The 18071-nt window shown below is 71.2% G+C and carries 16 protein-coding genes and 2 pseudogenes; 15 read left to right on the plus strand and 3 right to left on the minus strand.

Annotated elements, in window-relative coordinates; genetic code table 11:
* Positions 1-121 precede the first annotated feature (121 nt).
* Complete coding sequence (locus tag AC13HU_RS10425) at positions 122-1114, minus strand: helix-turn-helix transcriptional regulator (RefSeq protein WP_483041504.1); 993 nt, start codon at positions 1112-1114, stop codon at positions 122-124.
* 39 nt (positions 1115-1153) lie between these two features.
* Here AC13HU_RS10425 and AC13HU_RS10430 point away from each other — a divergent pair, with 39 nt between their 5' ends.
* Together AC13HU_RS10430 and AC13HU_RS10435 are read left to right on the plus strand one after the other, a co-directional pair.
* A complete protein-coding gene (locus tag AC13HU_RS10430) occupies positions 1154-1633 on the plus strand; it encodes a hypothetical protein (RefSeq protein WP_483041505.1) in 480 nt (159 codons plus the stop codon).
* Positions 1630-2109: a hypothetical protein gene (locus AC13HU_RS10435; RefSeq protein WP_483041506.1), complete on the plus strand. Its 480-nt coding sequence runs from the start codon at positions 1630-1632 to the stop codon at positions 2107-2109. The genes AC13HU_RS10430 and AC13HU_RS10435 overlap by 4 nt, the downstream gene beginning before the upstream one ends.
* An 88-nt stretch (positions 2110-2197) precedes the next feature.
* Here the strand turns inward: AC13HU_RS10435 and AC13HU_RS10440 are convergent, their stop codons facing one another.
* On the minus strand, positions 2198-2854 hold the full coding sequence (locus tag AC13HU_RS10440) for an MBL fold metallo-hydrolase (protein WP_483041507.1): 657 nt from the start codon (positions 2852-2854) through the stop codon (positions 2198-2200).
* A gap of 245 nt (positions 2855-3099) precedes the next feature.
* On the opposite strand from AC13HU_RS10440, the gene uvrA reads away from it, so the two are divergent.
* The 11 genes from uvrA (at position 3100) to AC13HU_RS10495 (ending at position 16343) form a co-directional block, all read left to right on the plus strand.
* A complete protein-coding gene (uvrA, locus tag AC13HU_RS10445) occupies positions 3100-6060 on the plus strand; it encodes an excinuclease ABC subunit UvrA (protein ID WP_483041508.1) in 2961 nt (986 codons plus the stop codon).
* Between the two features lie 144 nt (positions 6061-6204).
* Positions 6205-6636, plus strand: a complete 432-nt coding sequence (locus AC13HU_RS10450) for a Rieske (2Fe-2S) protein (RefSeq protein WP_483041509.1) — start codon at positions 6205-6207, stop codon at positions 6634-6636.
* A gap of 47 nt (positions 6637-6683) precedes the next feature.
* Entirely contained in the window at positions 6684-8861 is a 2178-nt protein-coding gene (uvrC, locus tag AC13HU_RS10455) for an excinuclease ABC subunit UvrC (RefSeq protein WP_483041510.1), read from the plus strand.
* Between the two features lie 272 nt (positions 8862-9133).
* Positions 9134-10027: an RNase adapter RapZ gene (gene rapZ, locus AC13HU_RS10460; RefSeq protein ID WP_483041518.1), complete on the plus strand. Its 894-nt coding sequence runs from the start codon at positions 9134-9136 to the stop codon at positions 10025-10027.
* A 2-nt stretch (positions 10028-10029) separates the two neighbouring features.
* Complete coding sequence (locus AC13HU_RS10465; protein WP_483041511.1) at positions 10030-11049, plus strand: gluconeogenesis factor YvcK family protein; 1020 nt, start codon at positions 10030-10032, stop codon at positions 11047-11049.
* A complete protein-coding gene (gene whiA / locus AC13HU_RS10470) occupies positions 11040-12017 on the plus strand; it encodes a DNA-binding protein WhiA (RefSeq protein ID WP_483041512.1) in 978 nt (325 codons plus the stop codon). The genes AC13HU_RS10465 and whiA overlap by 10 nt, the downstream gene beginning before the upstream one ends.
* 237 nt (positions 12018-12254) lie before the next feature.
* On the plus strand, positions 12255-13259 hold the full coding sequence (gene gap / locus AC13HU_RS10475) for a type I glyceraldehyde-3-phosphate dehydrogenase (RefSeq protein WP_483041513.1): 1005 nt from the start codon (positions 12255-12257) through the stop codon (positions 13257-13259).
* 150 nt (positions 13260-13409) lie between these two features.
* Positions 13410-14624, plus strand: a complete 1215-nt coding sequence (locus tag AC13HU_RS10480; protein WP_483041514.1) for a phosphoglycerate kinase — start codon at positions 13410-13412, stop codon at positions 14622-14624.
* A 6-nt stretch (positions 14625-14630) separates the two neighbouring features.
* On the plus strand, positions 14631-15416 hold the full coding sequence (gene tpiA / locus AC13HU_RS10485; RefSeq protein WP_483041515.1) for a triose-phosphate isomerase: 786 nt from the start codon (positions 14631-14633) through the stop codon (positions 15414-15416).
* Between the two features lie 126 nt (positions 15417-15542).
* On the plus strand, positions 15543-15779 hold the full coding sequence (secG, locus tag AC13HU_RS10490; protein ID WP_483041516.1) for a preprotein translocase subunit SecG: 237 nt from the start codon (positions 15543-15545) through the stop codon (positions 15777-15779).
* Positions 15780-16007: 228 nt separating this feature from the next.
* The gene (locus AC13HU_RS10495; protein WP_073497103.1) at positions 16008-16343 is read left to right on the plus strand and encodes an RNA polymerase-binding protein RbpA; all 336 of its coding nucleotides are present in this window, start codon (positions 16008-16010) and stop codon (positions 16341-16343) included.
* Positions 16344-16380: 37 nt separating this feature from the next.
* Here the strand turns inward: AC13HU_RS10495 and AC13HU_RS10500 are convergent.
* A pseudogene (locus AC13HU_RS10500) lies at positions 16381-16956 on the minus strand (MurR/RpiR family transcriptional regulator); the annotation flags it as partial.
* Between the two features lie 29 nt (positions 16957-16985).
* Here AC13HU_RS10500 and AC13HU_RS10505 point away from each other — a divergent pair.
* Positions 16986-17093: pseudogene (locus AC13HU_RS10505) on the plus strand (LPXTG cell wall anchor domain-containing protein); the annotation flags it as partial.
* A gap of 231 nt (positions 17094-17324) precedes the next feature.
* Positions 17325-18071 (plus strand): VanZ family protein (locus tag AC13HU_RS10510; RefSeq protein WP_483041517.1); only part of this gene is annotated, 747 nt, incomplete at its 3' end.

Genomic DNA, 18071 nt, shown 5'->3' on the forward strand with positions numbered 1-18071 from the left:
AGGGCCGCGGCCGAGGTGCCCGTGTCCACCCGCCCCTGGTGGGAGACGGACGAGGGCGAGGTCGGCATGCGGATGCGCCGACGGCGCTGAGCGTCACCACCGCCCGGTGCCCGGCGGCGGATCAGCCCGAGGAAGCCGTGGGCGGTTCCGCCTCCGGTGGGGACCTGGTGTAGCGGACCGCCAATGCGGCCGCGGTCGCGGCCAGCCGCTCGCGCAGCGCGGCCGGGGCCAGCACCTCGGCCTCGGCGCCCAGCGACAGGAAGAAGGCGTGCGCCTGGTCCGCGGACTCCACGGGAAGCACCGCGCGGGTCCAGCCGTCCGGCTCCGCGCTGCCGCCGGCCGCGAGGGCCCGGGCCGCCGCCCCGGTCAACCGCGCCGCCGCCGCGGGGGAGAGCCGTACCGTGGCCTCCGCCTGGTGCAGGCGGGCGTGGAAGTCGGCCTGGTGGCGCCGCCAGTAGTCCGCCAGGTCGAAGTCCGGCGGCGGCTGGAAGCCCTCCGCCGTGGGCGTCAGCTCGAGGATCTGGTCCACGCGGTACGTGCGCGGCCCCGGGCCCGCCACCGCGTACCAGCGGCCGGCCTTGAGCACCAGGCCGTACGGTTCGAGCCGGCGGTCGACATCGGTGGGCTCCTTCCAGCGGCGGTACCGGACCTCGATCGCCCTGCTGTGCCACACCGCGTCCGCGACCTGCCGCAGGAACCGCAGATCGGCGTCCTCGGTGTACCAGCCGGGTGCGTCGAGATGGAATCGGGTGGCGATCCTGGTCGCCTGGGCGCGCAGTTCTGCGGGAAGGGCCGCCTGCAGCTTCAGCTGGGCCGCCGCCAGGGAGGCGCCGAGCCCCAGGTCGGCGGCCGGGCCCGGCGCACCGGACAGGAACAGTGCGTCGGCCTCGGCGGAGGTGAGCCCTGTCAGCCGGGTCCGGTAGCCGTCGAACAACCGGTAGCCACCGGCGTGGCCGGCGTCGCCGTAGAGCGGGACACCGGCGGCGTGCAGGGCCTCCACGTCGCGGTAGACCGTGCGGACCGAGACCTCCAGCTCCGCGGCGAGCTGGGCTGCCGTCAGCCGGCCTCGGTTCTGGAGCAGCAGCAGGATCGACAGCAGCCGGCTGGACTTCACTGACACAGGGTGTCAGTGAAGTCGTTCTAGCGTCCAGCCATGCCCTTCACCGAGAAACTGCTGACCACGCGGCCGCCGCTGGAGGTCGGTGGCCGCCGCGTCAAGCGGTACCACGTCACCGCCGACCCCGCGGGGATCGCCCCGGAGGTCGAGGCGGCCGCGTACGCGCTCCTGCCCGACCTGCTGCCCGAACCCGACGGGACGCCCGGCGCGGGCTTCGTCGTCCTCCACAGGGGAGGAGACGACGGTGCCTATCTCAACGCCTACACCTGGGCCTGGGACAACGCCCTGCACTTCGCGGGTGCGGTGGCCGGGCAGCCGGTCCTCGGCTGTCCCGATCACGACCCGACCCGTTTCGTCCGCGTCGACTGCTCGCTGATCGGCTGCGTCTGGGAACTGCCGCCGCTGCTGCACGAGCGGGACGCCTGGGTGCGGCACGTCCTGACCGCCGACCCGCCCGACCTGGACGCCTACCTCCTGGACACCCTTCCCGACGGCACCACCGGAGACCGCCCGTGACCAGTACCCCGAGCAGCACCGTGCACGACTTCGACTTCCTCGTCGGCGCCTGGGACGTCGCCAACCGGCGGCGCACCGACTTCCTCGACCCGCAGTCGCCATGGGAGGAGTTCCCCGGTGTGAGCCGGGTCTCCGGGCACTTCGGGGGGAACGCCAACTTCGACGAGCTGACCTTCCCCACCAAGGGCTTCGCCGGCCTGACCCTGCGGCTTTACGACCATGTGCGCCAGGAGTGGTCCCTGTACTGGGCGAGCGAGCGCACCGGCACGCTGTTCCCACCTGTCGTCGGCCGCTTCACCGACGGCGTCGGCGAGTTCCACGGCAACGACCGCCACGAGGGCCGGAACGTGCGGGTCCGGTTCCTGTGGAGCGGCGTCACCGCCGACGCCGCCCGGTGGGAGCAGGCGTTCTCCACCGACGGCGGCGGCACCTGGCTGACCAACTGGACCATGCGCATCACCCGCCGCCGGGACTGAGCCGTCCGGCCCGACCGGTCCGGTCCGACCGGTCCGACCGGTCCGACCGGTCCGACCGGTCCGACCGGTCCGGCTCGTCCCGCCCCGCTCACCAGCCGCGTGCGCGCCACTCCGCGAGGTGGGGGCGCTCGGCGCCGATGGTGGTGTCGCTGCCGTGGCCGGGGTAGACCCAGGTCTCGTCCGGGAGGGCGTCGAAGAGCTTGGCCGACACGCCGTCGAGGAGGGTGGCGAACGCGGCGGGGTCGTCGTGCGTGTTGCCCACGCCGCCGGGGAACAGGCAGTCGCCGGTGAACACGTGCGGGTGACCGTGCGGGTCGTCGTAGACGACGGCGACGCTGCCGGGCGTGTGGCCGACGAGGTGGCGGACGGTGAGGCGCAGCGGGCCGAGCGGGATGGTGTCCCCGTCGTCGAGCAGGGTGCCGGTGGGGATGGGGATGCCCGGGGCGTCCTCGCGCCCGGCGTAGGTGGCGGCGCCGGTGGCGGTCACCACGTCCTGGAGCGCCTGCCAGTGGTCTCCGTGCTGGTGGGTGGTGACCACGGAGGTGAGACCATCGGTACCGACGACCTCCAGCAGGGCCCCCGCGTCGTCGGCCGCGTCGATGAGCAACTGCTCGCCGGTGGCCCGGCAGCGCAGCAGGTACGCGTTGTTGTTCATGGGGCCGACCGCGATCTTCGTGATGATCAGGTCTTCCAGTTCGTGCACGTCGGGCGTGCCGCCGACCGTGACCTCTCCCGTATACGCCATGGCGTAAGCGTAGGGCCTGTCGCTCTGGGGACGCGGGCACCACACGATCGGGTGAAAGAGGCGGCGGAGGACCGGAAATCGAATGTGCGTGCTATAGGGTCGTGAGTGTCGCAGCGGCCTAGGCAGACGGCGGCGACAGGACCGGCAAGAGGTCCGACAGGAAGAAATGTCGACCGCTCCCCGTTTAGGCTGACCGGGGGGTGTTGACCGTTCATCGTCCCCCTACTACGGAAAGGTGCACTGGCGTGGCCGACCGACTCACCGTCCGCGGCGCTCGCGAGCACAATCTCCGGAACGTCTCGCTGGACCTGCCCCGGGACTCGCTCATCGTGTTCACCGGGCTGTCCGGTTCCGGGAAGTCCTCGCTCGCTTTCGACACGATCTTCGCGGAGGGCCAGCGCCGGTACGTCGAGTCGCTCTCGTCCTACGCCAGGCAGTTCCTCGGGCAGATGGACAAGCCCGACGTGGACTTCATCGAGGGCCTGTCGCCGGCCGTCTCGATCGACCAGAAGTCCACCTCCCGCAATCCGCGCTCGACCGTCGGCACCATCACCGAGGTCTATGACTACCTGCGGCTGCTCTTCTCCCGGATCGGCAAGCCGCACTGCCCGGAGTGCGGCCGTCCGATCGCCCGGCAGTCCCCGCAGGCGATCGTGGACCGGGTGCTGGAGCTGGAGGAGGGCGTTCGTTTCCAGGTGCTCTCCCCGCTGGTGCGCGAGCGCAAGGGCGAGTTCGTCGACCTGTTCTCCGACCTCCAGACGAAGGGGTACAGCCGGGCCCGGGTGGATGGCGCGACCATCCAGCTCACCGACCCGCCCAAGCTGAAGAAGCAGGAGAAGCACACCGTCGAGGTGGTGGTCGACCGCCTCACCGTCAAGGACAGCGCCAAGCGCCGCCTCACCGACTCGGTGGAGACCGCGCTCGGCCTCTCCGGCGGCATGGTCATCCTCGACTTCGTCGACCTCCCCGAGGACGACCCGCAGCGTGAGCGGATGTTCTCCGAGCATCTCTACTGCCCTTATGACGACCTGTCGTTCGAGGAGCTGGAGCCGCGCTCCTTCTCCTTCAACTCGCCGTTCGGCGCCTGCCCGGACTGCACCGGCATCGGCTCCCGGATGGAGATCGACCCCGAGCTGATCGTGCCCGACGAGCAGAAGTCGCTCGACGGGGGCGCCCTGTCGCCCTGGTCCAGCGGCATGTCCAAGGGGTACTTCGACAAGCTGGTGCAGAGCGTCGCCAAGGAGGTCGGCTTCCGCACCGACATCCCGTACGCGGGCCTGCCCGCCCGCGCCAAGAAGGCGCTGCTCTACGGGCACAAGTCCGAGGTCCGGGTGGCGTACAAGACCCGGTTCGGCCGCGAGCGCTCGTACACCACGCACTTCGAGGGCGTGATCCCCTACGTCCGCCGCCGGCACAACGAGTCGGAGAGCGACTCCAGCCGTGAGCGCTTCGAGGGGTACATGCGGGCGGTGCCCTGCCCCACCTGTGAGGGCAGGCGGTTGAAGCCGATCGTGCTGGCCGTCACCGTGCAGGACAGGTCGATCGCCGACGTCGCCGCGATGTCGATCAGCGACTGCGCCGAGTTCCTGGCCGGGATGAAGCTCGCGGCCCGCGACAAGAAGATCGCCGAGCGTGTCCTCAAGGAGGTCAACGAACGGCTGCGGTTCCTGGTCGACGTCGGCCTGGACTACCTCTCGCTCAACCGCGCCGCGGGCACCCTGTCCGGCGGCGAGGCGCAGCGGATCAGGCTGGCCACCCAGATCGGCTCCGGCCTGGTCGGCGTGCTCTACGTCCTGGACGAGCCGTCCATCGGCCTGCACCAGCGCGACAACCACCGGCTGATCGAGACCCTGGTGCGGCTGCGCGACCTGGGCAACACCCTGATCGTCGTCGAGCACGACGAGGACACCATCAAGACCGCCGACTGGGTGGTGGACATCGGCCCCGGCGCCGGCGAGCACGGCGGCAAGGTCGTCCACTCCGGCTCCTTGAAGGAGCTGCTGGCCAATGACGAGTCGCTGACCGGGCAGTATCTCTCGGGCAAGCGCTCCATCCCGACCCCGGCGCAGCGCCGCCCGATCGACCGCAAGCGCCGGCTGACGGTGCACGGCGCCCGCGAGCACAACCTCCAGGACATCGATGTGTCCTTCCCGTTGGGCGTGCTCACCGCGATCACCGGTGTCTCCGGTTCCGGCAAGTCCACCCTGGTCAACGACATCCTGTACACCCACCTCGCCCGCGAGCTGAACGGCGCCCGCAGCGTCCCCGGCCGCCACACCCGGGTGGACGGCGACGACCTGGTGGACAAGGTGGTGCACGTCGACCAGTCGCCGATCGGCCGCACCCCGCGGTCCAACCCGGCCACGTACACCGGCGTCTTCGACAACGTCCGCAAGCTGTTCGCGGAGACGATGGAGGCGAAGGTCCGCGGCTATCTGCCCGGCCGCTTCTCCTTCAACGTCAAGGGCGGCCGCTGCGAGAACTGCTCGGGCGACGGCACCATCAAGATCGAGATGAACTTCCTCCCGGATGTGTACGTGCCCTGCGAGGTCTGCCACGGCGCGCGGTACAACCGGGAGACCCTTGAGGTGCACTACAAGGGCAAGTCCATCGCCGAGGTGCTGGACATGCCGATCGAGGAGGCGCTGGACTTCTTCGAGGCGGTGCCCGCCATCGCCCGTCACCTGCGCACCCTCAACGAAGTCGGTCTGGGATACGTCCGGCTCGGCCAGCCCGCGCCGACACTCTCCGGCGGCGAGGCGCAGCGGGTGAAGCTCGCCTCCGAACTGCAGCGGCGCGCCACCGGCAGCACCGTCTACGTACTGGACGAGCCCACCACCGGCCTGCACTTCGAGGACATCAGCAAGTTGATCAAGGTGCTCTCCGGGCTGGTCGACAAGGGGAACACCGTGATCGTCATCGAGCACAACCTCGATGTGATCAAGACCGCCGACTGGGTGGTGGACATGGGCCCCGAGGGCGGCAACGGCGGCGGACTGGTGGTCGCCGAGGGCACCCCCGAGCAGATCGCGGGCGTCCCGGCCAGCCACACCGGCAAGTTCCTGCGGGACATCCTCAGCCCGGACGCGGTCAGCGACGCGGCGGTGCCCGCGCCCAGGAAGCGCGCTGCGGCGAAGGCCCCGGCGAAGAAGGCGGCCGCGGCGAAGAAGACCGTGGCACCGCGCAAACGCGCCGCCAAGGCGTAGCCGGTCCGTCGTCCGGACCTCCTACGGCGTCCCCGGCTCCGCGCGGGCCGGGGCGCCGTCGCGGCATGCCGTCGCAAAGGCGTCCAGGTACGGGACGTAAGGTACGGACCGCAAGACCGGCCACATCCCGCACCAGGAGAGCCCATGTCCACCGAACTGCCCGCCACCCGCCGGACCGTCCTTCGCGGCGTGGCACTGGCCGGCGCCGTCGGAGCCGCCGATATCGGCCTCAGCGCGTGCGGCGGCAAGAAGGACGACTCCGCGGACGGCCCGACCAAGCCGGTGGACCTCGGTGCGTCCTCTGCGGTCCCGGTCGGCGGTGCCAAGCTCTACCGCGACGACAAGGTGCTGGTGTCGCAGCCGACCCAGGGCGCGTACAAGGCGTTCAGCGCGGTCTGCACCCATGAGGGTTGCGTGCTCGACTCGGTGGACGGCACCACCGCGTCCTGCCCGTGCCACGGCAGCGAGTTCAACGCGGAGACCGGCGCCGTCGTGCGCGGCCCGGCCAGCAAGGCGCTGCCGGCGGTGGACATCAAGGCGGCCGGCGGCAAGCTGACGGCGGGCCCCGCGACCTGACCGCGCCTGCCCCTGGATCGTCGTATCCCGACAGTAGGGTGGAAGGCATGGCAGACCCCAGCAGTTACCGACCGAAGCCGGGCCAGATCCCCGACTCCCCAGGGGTCTACAAGTTCCGGGACGAGCACCGCCGGGTGATCTACGTCGGCAAGGCGAAGAGCCTGCGGCAGCGCCTGTCGTCGTACTTCCAGGACATCACCAACCTGCACCAGCGCACCGCCACGATGGTCACCACCGCCGCGTCCGTGGAGTGGACGGTGGTCTCCACCGAGGTCGAGGCGCTACAGCTGGAGTACTCCTGGATCAAGGAGTTCGACCCGCGGTTCAACGTCAAGTACCGCGACGACAAGAGCTATCCGTCGCTCGCCGTGACGATGAACGAGGAGTTCCCGCGGGTCCAGGTGATGCGCGGGCCCAAGCGCAAGGGCGTGCGCTACTTCGGGCCGTATGCCCACGCGTGGGCGATCCGCGAGACCGTCGACCTGCTGCTGCGGGTCTTTCCGGTCCGCACCTGCTCCCCCGGGGTGTTCAAGCGCTCCGCACAGATCGGCCGGCCCTGCCTGCTCGGCTACATCGGCAAGTGCTCCGCGCCCTGCGTCGGCCGGATCAGCCCGCAGGACCACCGTGAACTCGCCGAGGAGTTCAGCGACTTCATGGCCGGCCACACCGGTACCTACCTGCGCCGGTTGGAGCAGCGGATGAAGGACGCGGCCGCCGCCATGGAGTACGAACAGGCGGCCCGGCTGCGCGACGACATCGAGGCGCTGCGCCGCGCCATGGAGAAGAACGCGGTGGTGCTCGCCGACGCGACCGACGCCGACCTGATCGCGGTAGCCGAGGACGAACTCGAAGCGGCCGTGCAGATCTTCCACGTCCGTGGCGGCCGGGTGCGTGGGCAGCGCGGCTGGGTCACCGACAAGGTCGAGGCGGTCGACACCGCGGGCCTGGTCGAGCACGCCCTCCAGCAGTTGTACGGCGACGAGCGCGGTGACGCGGAGCAGTCCGGCGGCAGCGGCGGCGTACCCAAGGAGGTGCTGGTCGCGGCGCTGCCCGAGCCGGCGGAGCCGGTGGCGCAGTGGCTGGCCGAGCGGCGCGGTTCGCACGTCAGTCTGCGGGTGCCGCAGCGCGGCGACAAGAAGGACCTGATGGCCACCGTGCAGCGCAACGCGCAGCAGTCGCTGGCCCTGCACAAGACCAAGCGCGCCTCGGACCTGACCACCCGCTCCCGCGCGCTGGAGGAGATCGCCACCGCCCTCGACCTCGACACGGCTCCGCTGCGTATCGAGTGCTACGACATCAGCCACCTCCAGGGCGACGACGTGGTCGCGTCCATGGTGGTCTTCGAGGACGGCCTGGTCCGCAAGAGCGAGTACCGCCGCTTCCAGATCAAGTCGTTCGCCGGGCAGGACGACGTCCGGTCCATGCACGAGGTGATCACCCGCCGGTTCCGCCGCTACCTCCAGGAGAAGCAGCGCACCAGCGAGTGGGAGGAGCAGGAGCAGAGCCCGCAGGACCAGCAGGGCCCGCCCGACGAGAAGGACCCGCAGGGCCGGCAGGACCCGTCCGACGACCACGCGGTGGGGCATGACGGCGTGATGGGGCACGACGACCCGGCCGAGCCGGACGAGGCCGTCTCCGGGCCGATCGACCCGGACACCGGCCGCCCCCGAAAGTTCGCCTACCCGCCGCAGCTCGTCGTGGTCGACGGCGGTCAGCCCCAGGTCGCCGCCGCGAGCCGGGCCCTGGCCGAGCTCGGCATAGACGACGTCGCGGTCTGCGGGCTGGCCAAGCGCCTGGAGGAGGTCTGGCTGCCGGGTGACGACGACCCGGTGATCCTGCCGCGCACCAGCGAGGGCCTGTACCTGCTCCAGCGGGTCCGCGACGAGGCGCACCGGTTCGCCATCGCCTACCAGCGCAGCAAACGCTCCAAGTCGATGAAGTCCGGCGCCCTGGACGCGGTGCCCGGGCTCGGCGCCACCCGCAGGCAGGCCCTGCTCAAGCACTTCGGCTCGCTGAAGCGGCTGCGCGCGGCGACCGTGGCGGAGATCTGCGAGGTACCGGGGATCGGCCGCCACACGGCGGAGACGGTCGCCGCCACCCTGGCGGCCGCGGCACCGGCCGGGCCGGCCGTGAACACCGCGACCGGAGAGATCATCGAGGACAGCGACGGGCAGCCCGCCGGGCCCGCGGCAGACCCGTCCGAGCATCGGGGGAAGAGCAGATGAGCGACCAGGAAGAACCAAGGACCGGGACCCCGGGCATCGGTAGCGACGCGAGCGCCGGGGCCGGGGCCGAGGAGCACGGCACCACCGAAGAGACCAGCACCACCGAAGAGACCGGCGCCGCCGACGACCACCGCGGCACCGACCAGCACCGCACCGCCGACGACGGCCGCGGCCCCGGTCTCGACAGGACCGGTACTGCCGACGACATCCGCACCACCAACGGGAACAGCACCATCGACGAGAACACCACCGACAACGGGACCGGCACCGACATGACCAGCGGCGCAGCGGCGGAGGCCCCTGCGGCCATCCCCGAACTCGTGATCATCTCCGGCATGTCCGGCGCCGGCCGCAGCACCGCCGCCAAGTGCCTGGAGGACCTCGGCTGGTTCGTCGTGGACAACCTGCCGCCCGCCCTCATCCCCACCATGGTCGACCTCGGCGCCCGCTCCCAGGGGAACGTGGCGCGGATCGCGGTGGTGGTCGACGTGCGCGGCCGGCAGTTCTTCGACAACCTGCGCCAGTCGCTCGCTGACCTCGCCACCAAGGGCGTCAAGCGCCGGGTGATCTTCCTCGAAGCGTCCGGCGACGCGCTGGTGCGCCGCTTCGAGTCGGTGCGCCGCCCGCACCCCCTCCAGGGTGCCGGCCGGATCGTCGACGGCATCGCGGCCGAGCGCGACCTGCTGCGCGAACTGCGCGGCGACGCCGACCTGGTGATCGACACATCCAGCCTCAATGTGCACGAACTGCGGGCCAAACTCGACGCCCAGTTCGCCGGTGAGGAGGAACCGGAACTTCGGGCCACCGTCATGTCGTTCGGATACAAGTACGGGCTGCCCGTCGACGCCGACCTGGTGGTGGACTGCCGCTTCCTGCCCAACCCGCACTGGGTGCCGGAACTGCGTCCCTTCACCGGGCTCAACGACGAGGTGGCCACGTATGTGTTCAACCAGCCCGGCGCCAAGGAGTTCCTCGACCGGTACGCCGAGCTGCTGCACATCATCGCGGCGGGCTACCGGCGCGAGGGCAAGCGCTATGTGACCATCGCCGTCGGGTGCACCGGCGGCAAGCACCGCAGCGTGGCGATGTCGGAACGGCTCGCGGCGCGGCTGGCGGCGGACGGAGTGGAAACGGTGACCGTACACAGGGACATGGGGCGCGAGTGATCATGACGGGTAGGCGGCGGCGCCGCGGCGGCAAGGATGCCGCCGCGGGCCGCCGGTCCGGGGTACCGCCGAAGGTGGTCGCCCTGGGCGGCGGCCACGGCCTGTCCGCCTCCCTGGCCGCGCTGCGCCGGATCACCGGCGATCTGACCGCGGTGGTCACGGTCGCCGACGACGGCGGCTCCAGCGGGCGGCTGCGCGCCGAGATGGGCGTGCTGCCCCCGGGCGACCTGCGCAAGGCGCTGGCCGCGCTGTGCGGCGACGACGAGTGGGGGCAGACCTGGTCGCGGGTGCTGCAGCACCGCTTCGTCAGCGGCGGGGACCTGCACGGCCACGCGGTCGGCAACCTGCTGATCGTCGCGCTGTGGGAGCAGTTGAAGGACGAGGTCGCCGCCCTGGAGTGGGTGGGTCGGCTGCTGGGCGCGCACGGCAGGGTGCTGCCGATGTCGGCGGTGCCGCTGGAGTTGGAGGCGATCGTCCGCGGCCACGACCCGAAGCTGCCCGACACCGTCTCCACGGTACGGGGGCAGGCCACCGTCGCGTTGACGCCCGGCGAGGTGCAGGAGGTGCACCTGGTGCCGGCCGACCCGCCGGCGGTTCCCGAGGCCGTGCAGGCGGTGATGGACGCGGACTGGGTGGTGCTCGGCCCGGGTTCGTGGTTCTCCTCGGTCATCCCGCACTTGCTGGTACCGGAGTTGGCCGACGCGGTGGCCCAGACCAGGGCCCGGCGGGTGCTCACGCTCAACCTCGCGCCGCAACCCGGAGAGACCGAAGGTTTTTCTCCGCAGCGTCACTTGGAGGTTTTGGGCCGACACGCCCCTAAACTCACCATCGACGTGGTTCTCGCCGACGAAGCCGCCGTACCCGACCGGGACAGCCTGGAACAGGCCGCCCAGACGTTGGGCGCAACGGTCGAACTGGCCCGGGTCGCCGCCCCCGACGGGCCGCGGCACGACCCCGAGTCGTTGGCAGCCGCGTATGACCGGATTTTTCGTATGCGTGGAAGGATCGGCCCATGGCGATGACGGCAGCGGTGAAGGACGAGATTTCCCGGCTCCCCGTCACCCGGACCTGCTGCCGCAAGGCGGAGGTCTCGTCGATCCTGCGCTTCGCGGGCGGCCTGCACCTGGTGAGCGGACGGATCGTGATCGAGGCGGAACTCGACACCGGGATCGCGGCGCGCAGGTTGCGCAAGGACATCCTGGAGATCTTCGGGCACGCCTCCGACCTGGTGGTGATGGCCCCGGGCGGGCTGCGCCGCGGCAGCCGGTACGTCGTGCGGGTGGTGGCCGGCGGTGACCAGCTGGCCCGGCAGACCGGCCTGGTCGACGGGCGCGGTCGGCCGATTCGCGGGTTGCCCCCGCAGGTCGTCTCCGGCGCGACCTGCGACGCGGAGGCGGCCTGGCGCGGCGCCTTCCTCGCGCACGGCTCGCTCACCGAGCCCGGCCGCTCCTCCTCCCTGGAGGTGACCTGCCCCGGGCCCGAGGCCGCCCTCGCCCTGGTCGGCGCCGCCCGCCGGCTGCAGATCCCCTCGAAGGCCCGCGAGGTGCGCAACGTGGACCGCGTCGTGGTCCGCGACGGCGACGCGATCGGCGCGCTGCTCACCCGGCTCGGCGCCCACGACTCCGTGCTCGCCTGGGAGGAGCGGCGGATGCGGCGCGAGGTGCGCGCGACCGCCAACCGCCTGGCCAACTTCGACGACGCGAACCTGCGCAGGTCGGCTCGTGCCGCGGTCGCCGCGGGGGCCCGGGTGCAGCGCGCCCTGGAGATCCTCGGCGACGACGTCCCCGAGCACCTCGCCGCCGCCGGCCGGCTGCGGATGGACCACAAGCAGGCGTCCTTGGAGGAGCTCGGTTCCCTCGCGGAGCCGCCGCTGACGAAGGACGCGGTGGCCGGCCGCATCCGGCGGCTGCTCGCCATGGCCGACAAGCGCGCGTCCGACCTCGGGATGCCCGGCACCGAGGCCAACCTCACCGAGGAAATGGTCGGCTGACCCCGAGGGGCGCCCTCGCGGGCGGAGTGAACCCCCGCCCCGACAGGGTGAACTCCCCACCGGCAGGTGGTCCGGGAGCCGACAGGATCGGCAGGTCCGGGTGGACCCGCGGCCGTGCGCACCGGCTTGCCGGTGTCATCTCGTACACATCGGGGAGGTAGGGTCGGGGGTGGTCGGGGACATCCCATATTTCGCAGCCGGAGAGGGACTCCGGCGACTGAGCGAGGAGATCGGTTCGTGACGATCCGGGTAGGCATCAACGGCTTTGGCCGCATCGGTCGTAACTTCTTCCGCGCCATCCTGGAACAGGGTGCGGACATCGAGATCGTGGCTGTCAACGACCTGGGTGACACCGCGACCACGGCACATCTGCTGAAGTACGACACCATCCTGGGGCGCCTCAAGGCCGAGGTCACCCACACCGCCGACACGATCACCGTGGACGGCCACACCATCAAGGTGCTCGCCGAGCGCGACCCCGCCGCCATCAGCTGGGGCGAGCTGGGCGTCGACATCGTGATCGAGTCCACCGGCATCTTCACCAAGGCCGCCGACGCGGGCAAGCACATCGCCGGCGGCGCCAAGAAGGTCATCATCTCGGCGCCCGCCACCGACGAGGACATCACCATCGTCATGGGCGTCAACCAGGACGCGTACGACCCGGCGGTGCACAACATCATCTCCAACGCCTCCTGCACCACGAACTGTGTGGCGCCGATGGCGAAGGTGCTGCTGGAGAACTTCGGCATCGTCAAGGGCCTGATGACGACGGTGCACGCGTACACCAACGACCAGCGGATCCTGGACTTCCCGCACAAGGACCTGCGTCGTGCCCGCGCCGCCGCGGAGAACATCATCCCGACCACCACGGGTGCCGCCAAGGCCACCGCGCTGGTCATCCCGGAGCTGGCCGGCAAGCTGGACGGCATGGCCATGCGCGTCCCGGTCCCGACCGGCTCGGTCACCGACCTGGTGGTCGACCTGGAGCGCGAGGTCACCAAGGACGAGGTCAACGCGGCCTTCCAGAAGGCCGCCGAGGGCCAGCTCAAGGGTCTGCTGGAGTACACCGAGGACCCGATCGTGTCCTCGGACATCGTCAACACCCCGGCGTCGTGCACCTTCGACTCGAAGCTGACCATGGTGCAGGGCAAGACCGTCAAGGTCATCGGCTGGTACGACAACGAGTGGGGCTACTCCAACCGACTGGTGGACCTCACGGTCTTCGTCGGCGACCGGCTCTGAGGCACAGCCGGAACCGCGGCCGCGTAGCCGTTTCCGTCAGCCACCGCACCGCGATGTGAGCGACAGGGTCCGGACGAGCGCGATGACGCGCCGTCCGGGCCCTGTTCGCTTGTGCCGGGTGCCGGACCCTACTCACAGGAGACCCGACAGATGAAGACGATCGACGACCTGATCGCCGAGGGGCAGGTCGAGGGCAAGCGGGTGTTCGTCCGCGCCGACCTCAACGTGCCGCTGGACGGCACGACCATCACCGACGACGGCCGCATCCGGGCCGCCGTGCCGACCATCGCCAAGCTCGCCGAGGCCGGCGCCACGGTGCTCGTCGCCTCGCACCTGGGCCGCCCCGAGGGCGAGCCCGACCCGAAGTTCTCGCTCGCCCCGGTCCGCGACCGGCTGGCCGAACTGCTGGACCGCCAGGTGCTCTTCGGCACCGACACCGTCGGCGAGCAGACCCGGCAGGCGCTGGACGGCGCCGGCGCCGGCGACGTGGTGCTGCTGGAGAACCTGCGCTTCTTCCCCGGCGAGACCAGCAAGGACGACGCCGAGCGCGGCGCGTTCGCCGACCAGTTGGCGGCCCTCGCCGACACCTACGTGGGTGACGGCTTCGGTGCGGTGCACCGCAAGCACGCCTCGGTGTACGACCTGCCGGCCCGGCTGCCGCACGCGGCCGGCGGCCTGATCGCGACCGAGGTCGGGGTGCTGAAGAAGCTCACCGAGGATGTCGCCCGCCCCTACGCGGTGGTGCTCGGCGGCTCGAAGGTGTCCGACAAGCTCGGCGTCATCGACCACCTGCTCGACAAGGCCGACCGCATCCTGGTCGGCGGCGGCATGGTCTTCACCTTCCTCAAGGCCCAGGGCCACGAGGTCGGCAAGAGCCTGTTGCAGGAGGACCAGATCCCGGTCGTCACCGAGTACCTGGAGCGGGCCAAGGCCAAGGGCGTGGAGTTCGTGCTGCCGGTCGACGTGATCGGCGCCACGCAGTTCCCCGACCTGAAGACGAAGGCGCCGGCGGAGCCGGTCACCGCCTCCGTGGACGCCATCCCCGCCGACCTGATCGGCCTGGACATCGGCCCGGAGTCCCGCAAGTTGTTCGCCGCGAAGCTCGCCGACGCCGCGACCATCTTCTGGAACGGCCCGATGGGCGTCTTCGAGCACCCCGACTTCGCCGACGGCACCCGCGCCGTCGCGCAGGCGCTGGTCGACAGTTCCGCGTTCAGCGTGGTCGGTGGCGGCGACTCGGCCGCGGCCGTCCGCATCCTGGGATTCGACGAGAACGCTTTCGGCCATATTTCCACCGGCGGCGGCGCCAGCCTCGAGTACCTCGAAGGCAAGACGCTGCCCGGCCTTTCCGCTTTGGAGAACTGAAGACCGATGAGTGAGCACAGCACCCGCACCCCGCTGATGGCGGGCAACTGGAAGATGAACCTCAACCACCTCGAGGCCATCGCGCACGTCCAGAAGCTCGCCTTCGGCCTCAACGACAGGGACCACGACGCGGTCGAGGTCGCCGTCCTGGTGCCCTTCACCGACCTGCGGTCCGTACAGACCCTGGTCGACGGCGACCGGCTGCGGATCAAGTACGGCGCCCAGGACGTGTCCGCGCACGACCACGGTGCGTACACCGGCGAGATCTCCGGGCCGATGCTGTCCAAGCTGAAGTGCGACTACGTCGCGATCGGCCACTCCGAGCGCCGCCAGTACCACGGCGAGGACGAGGAGATCGTCAACAGCAAGGTGAAGGCCGCCTTCAGGCACGGCCTGACCCCGATCCTGTGCGTCGGCGAGGGCCTGGACATCCGCAAGGCCGGCAAGCAGGTCGAGCACACCCTGGCCCAGCTCGACGGCGCGCTCAAGGACGTCCCCGCGGAGCAGGCGGCGGGGATCGTCATCGCCTACGAGCCGGTGTGGGCGATCGGCACCGGCGAGGTCGCCACCCCCGAGGACGCCCAGGAGGTCTGCGCGGCGATCCGCGGCCGGCTGGCCGAGCTGTACGACCAGGAGCTCGCCGACGGCGTCCGGATCCAGTACGGCGGTTCGGTCAAGGCGGGCAACGTGGCCGCGATCATGGCCCAGCCGGACGTGGACGGCGCCCTGGTGGGCGGCGCCGCGCTGGACCCGGAGGAGTTCGTCAAGATCGTCCGGTTCCGGGACCAGTGACGGACCGGTGAAGTCAGGGGGCTGGTGAAGTACCCTGTCGGGGCCGGGGTGGTGTAACGACACCGCCGCCGGCCCCGTGCCGTAACCGTGTAGTGCCGTCATGTAGTCGAGAGAGTTGGTCCAGCCGTGGTCATCGGGTTCTCCATCGCCCTCATCATCTTCAGCATGCTGCTCCTGCTGCTCGTGCTCATGCACAAGGGGAAGGGCGGCGGTCTGTCCGACATGTTCGGCGGCGGCATGCAGTCCTCGGTGGGCGGTTCCTCGGTGGCCGAGCGCAACCTCGACCGGATCACCGTGGTGATCGGCCTGCTGTGGTTCGCGTGCATCGTCGCCCTCGGCATCGTGATGAAGGTGAAGAACTAGCGGGCGCCGTAAGGGTCCTGTCGACCCACCCGCGCGGGTGACGCGCGCGCCCCGTCCGACTACCGCCCATTGCGGGCGAATTGACGCCGTGTCGCGAAGACGACTTATCCACGACTTATCATGGAAGCGCGTCTTGGGATACCGTGCCCTTTCCCGCCAGGTGCGGGGCGAACCGGTCTTCCGTCAAGTGGGCGACCTCGCAGCACCATCACGCAGGGAGTTACGACCGTGGCAAGTGGCAACGCGATCCGTGGCAGTCGGGTCGGAGCGGGGCCGATGGGAGAGGCCGAGCGCGGCGAGTCCGCTCCGCGCCTGCGCATCTCCTTCTGGTGCTCCAACGGGCACGAGACCCAGCCGAGTTTCGCCAGCGACGCGCAGATCCCGGAGACCTGGGACTGCCCCCGCTGCGGGTTCCCGGCCGGGCAGGACGAGGAGAACCCGCCGGCACCGCCGCGCACCGAGCCGTACAAGACGCACCTGGCGTATGTACGCGAGCGCCGGTCGGCCGCCGACGGCGAGGCGATCCTCGCCGAGGCACTGGCGAAGCTCCGGGGCGAGATCTAGTTCCGGGTTCTTCGCCCGCCCCCGGCCGCCGGGCCGCTCAGGAAGCTGAGCCGGGCCGGCGGCCGGGGGCCTTTTTCGTGGTGTGGGCGGCCGCGATGTGTGCGGTCAGCGCGATGGAGGCGGTCGCCCGCTCGTAGGTGAGCTGCGCGACGCGGGCGTAGAGGCAGTCCACGATCAGCAGCACGGAGTGGCGGGTGCCGAAGTTGCCGCGCCGGAAGCTGGTCTCGCCGGAGAACGACGTCAGGCGGACGTCGGCGGCCTGCGCGATGGGCGAGCGTGGATCGCCGGTGACCGCCACGGTGGCCGCACCCCGGTCCGCGGCCAGCCGCAGGGGCTCCAGGACCTCCCGGGTGGTGCCGGAGTGAGATACCGCCACCACGGCGTCGGAGGGCGTCAGCAGGGCCGCTGAGGTCTCCGCGGCGTGCACTTCGGTCCAGGCGTGGGCGGCGCAGCCGATGCCGAAGAGCCGGGCCTGCGTCTCGTGGGCGACGATCCCGGAGCCGCCGACCCCGTAGACGTCGATCCTGCGGGCCCGGGCGAGGGCCTGCGCGGCGCGTTCCAGCGCCTCCCGGTCCAGCAGCTCCGCGGTGTGCCGCAGGGCCCGCAGATCCGCCTCCGACGACCCCGCCGAGCCTTCCGCACACCGGTGCCTCGGCCCAGGTCGAGTGGGCCGCAGCGGCGGCCGTCGGGGTACTGGGCGCCGGCGGTGCGCTGGTGGTGTTCAGCCGCAGGCGCGGGCGCCACAACTGACGCCTCGCGTATGACCGTTCGCACGACCCGTACGAACGCCGCCGATCCGGTCGCCGCACGCCTTCCCACGGCGTGCGGCGGCCGGTCGGGGGTAAGCGCCGCAGGGACAGTGCCTATTCGAGGGGGCCGCGTTCCATGGCGCTACGAGTCCCGCTCTTCCGCGCCGATCCGTCCTCCGGGTCGAGCGGGGCGGCCAAACCAAAGACGGCGCGGAAGGCCGCGCCGAAGTCCGTGAGCAAGCCGAAGGCCAAACCCAAGCCGGAGCCGAAGTCCGAGCCGAAGTCCGAGCCGAAGCGCAAGCCCAAGTCCGCCCGCGGGCCGGGGTCTTCGCCGAAGTCCGCGGCCGGGCGCCCCCGCAAGGCCGCGGCCGGACCGGCCCCCAGGCCCCGCCGTACGCTCCCCGGCTGGTGGCCGCGCTCCGGCGGCGACGTACCGGCGAAGTCCGCCAAGCCCGCCACGTCGGCGAAGAAGCCCGCCAAGCCCGCCAAGCCCGCCGCGCGCCGTAAGGACCCGCCTGCCCCGCTGCTCCAGCGCCGCTCGGCCGTCGCGCTGGCGGCCCGGGCGCTGGTGCTCGCCGCGCTCGTCGTCGCGATGGTGGCCTTCGCGGTGGCGCTGGCCCGGGTGACGCTCGTGCCGTCGCCCGCCTCCGACGCCCTCGTGCACACCAACCTGCGGCCGGGCGCGTCGATCCGGGCCTACCTCGACCAGCCGGACACCCGCGACACCGTCAAGCAGATCGGCGGCAACATCCTGCTCGGCGTCCCCTTCGGCATCCTGCTGCCCACCCTCTTCCCGCGCACCCGCGGCCTGATCCGGGTGGTCGTCGTCACGGCGCTCGTAATGCTCATGGTCGAGACCACACAGGGCGCCATCGTGGAGGGCCGCGCCTTCGACATCGACGACGTCATCCTCAACACCACCGGCGCCCTGCTCGGCTACCTCGCCCTGGGCCTCCGCCTCGGCCGCGCCCTCCACCCC

The sequence above is a fragment of the Streptomyces sp. NH27 genome (genome assembly GCF_056859195.1).

What these genes read in the sequence shown, in the direction of transcription:
- AC13HU_RS10430 (WP_483041505.1), top strand. Translation starts at nt 1,154, where the DNA reads ATGCCCTTCACCGAGAAACTGCTGACCACGCGGCCGCCGCTGGAGGTC.
- AC13HU_RS10440 (WP_483041507.1), bottom strand. Translation starts at nt 2,854, where the DNA reads ATGGCGTATACGGGAGAGGTCACGGTCGGCGGCACGCCCGACGTGCAC.
- AC13HU_RS10450 (WP_483041509.1), top strand. Translation starts at nt 6,205, where the DNA reads ATGTCCACCGAACTGCCCGCCACCCGCCGGACCGTCCTTCGCGGCGTG.
- uvrC (WP_483041510.1), top strand. Translation starts at nt 6,684, where the DNA reads ATGGCAGACCCCAGCAGTTACCGACCGAAGCCGGGCCAGATCCCCGAC.
- rapZ (WP_483041518.1), top strand. Translation starts at nt 9,134, where the DNA reads ATGACCAGCGGCGCAGCGGCGGAGGCCCCTGCGGCCATCCCCGAACTC.
- AC13HU_RS10465 (WP_483041511.1), top strand. Translation starts at nt 10,030, where the DNA reads ATGACGGGTAGGCGGCGGCGCCGCGGCGGCAAGGATGCCGCCGCGGGC.
- whiA (WP_483041512.1), top strand. Translation starts at nt 11,040, where the DNA reads ATGGCGATGACGGCAGCGGTGAAGGACGAGATTTCCCGGCTCCCCGTC.
- AC13HU_RS10480 (WP_483041514.1), top strand. Translation starts at nt 13,410, where the DNA reads ATGAAGACGATCGACGACCTGATCGCCGAGGGGCAGGTCGAGGGCAAG.
- tpiA (WP_483041515.1), top strand. Translation starts at nt 14,631, where the DNA reads ATGAGTGAGCACAGCACCCGCACCCCGCTGATGGCGGGCAACTGGAAG.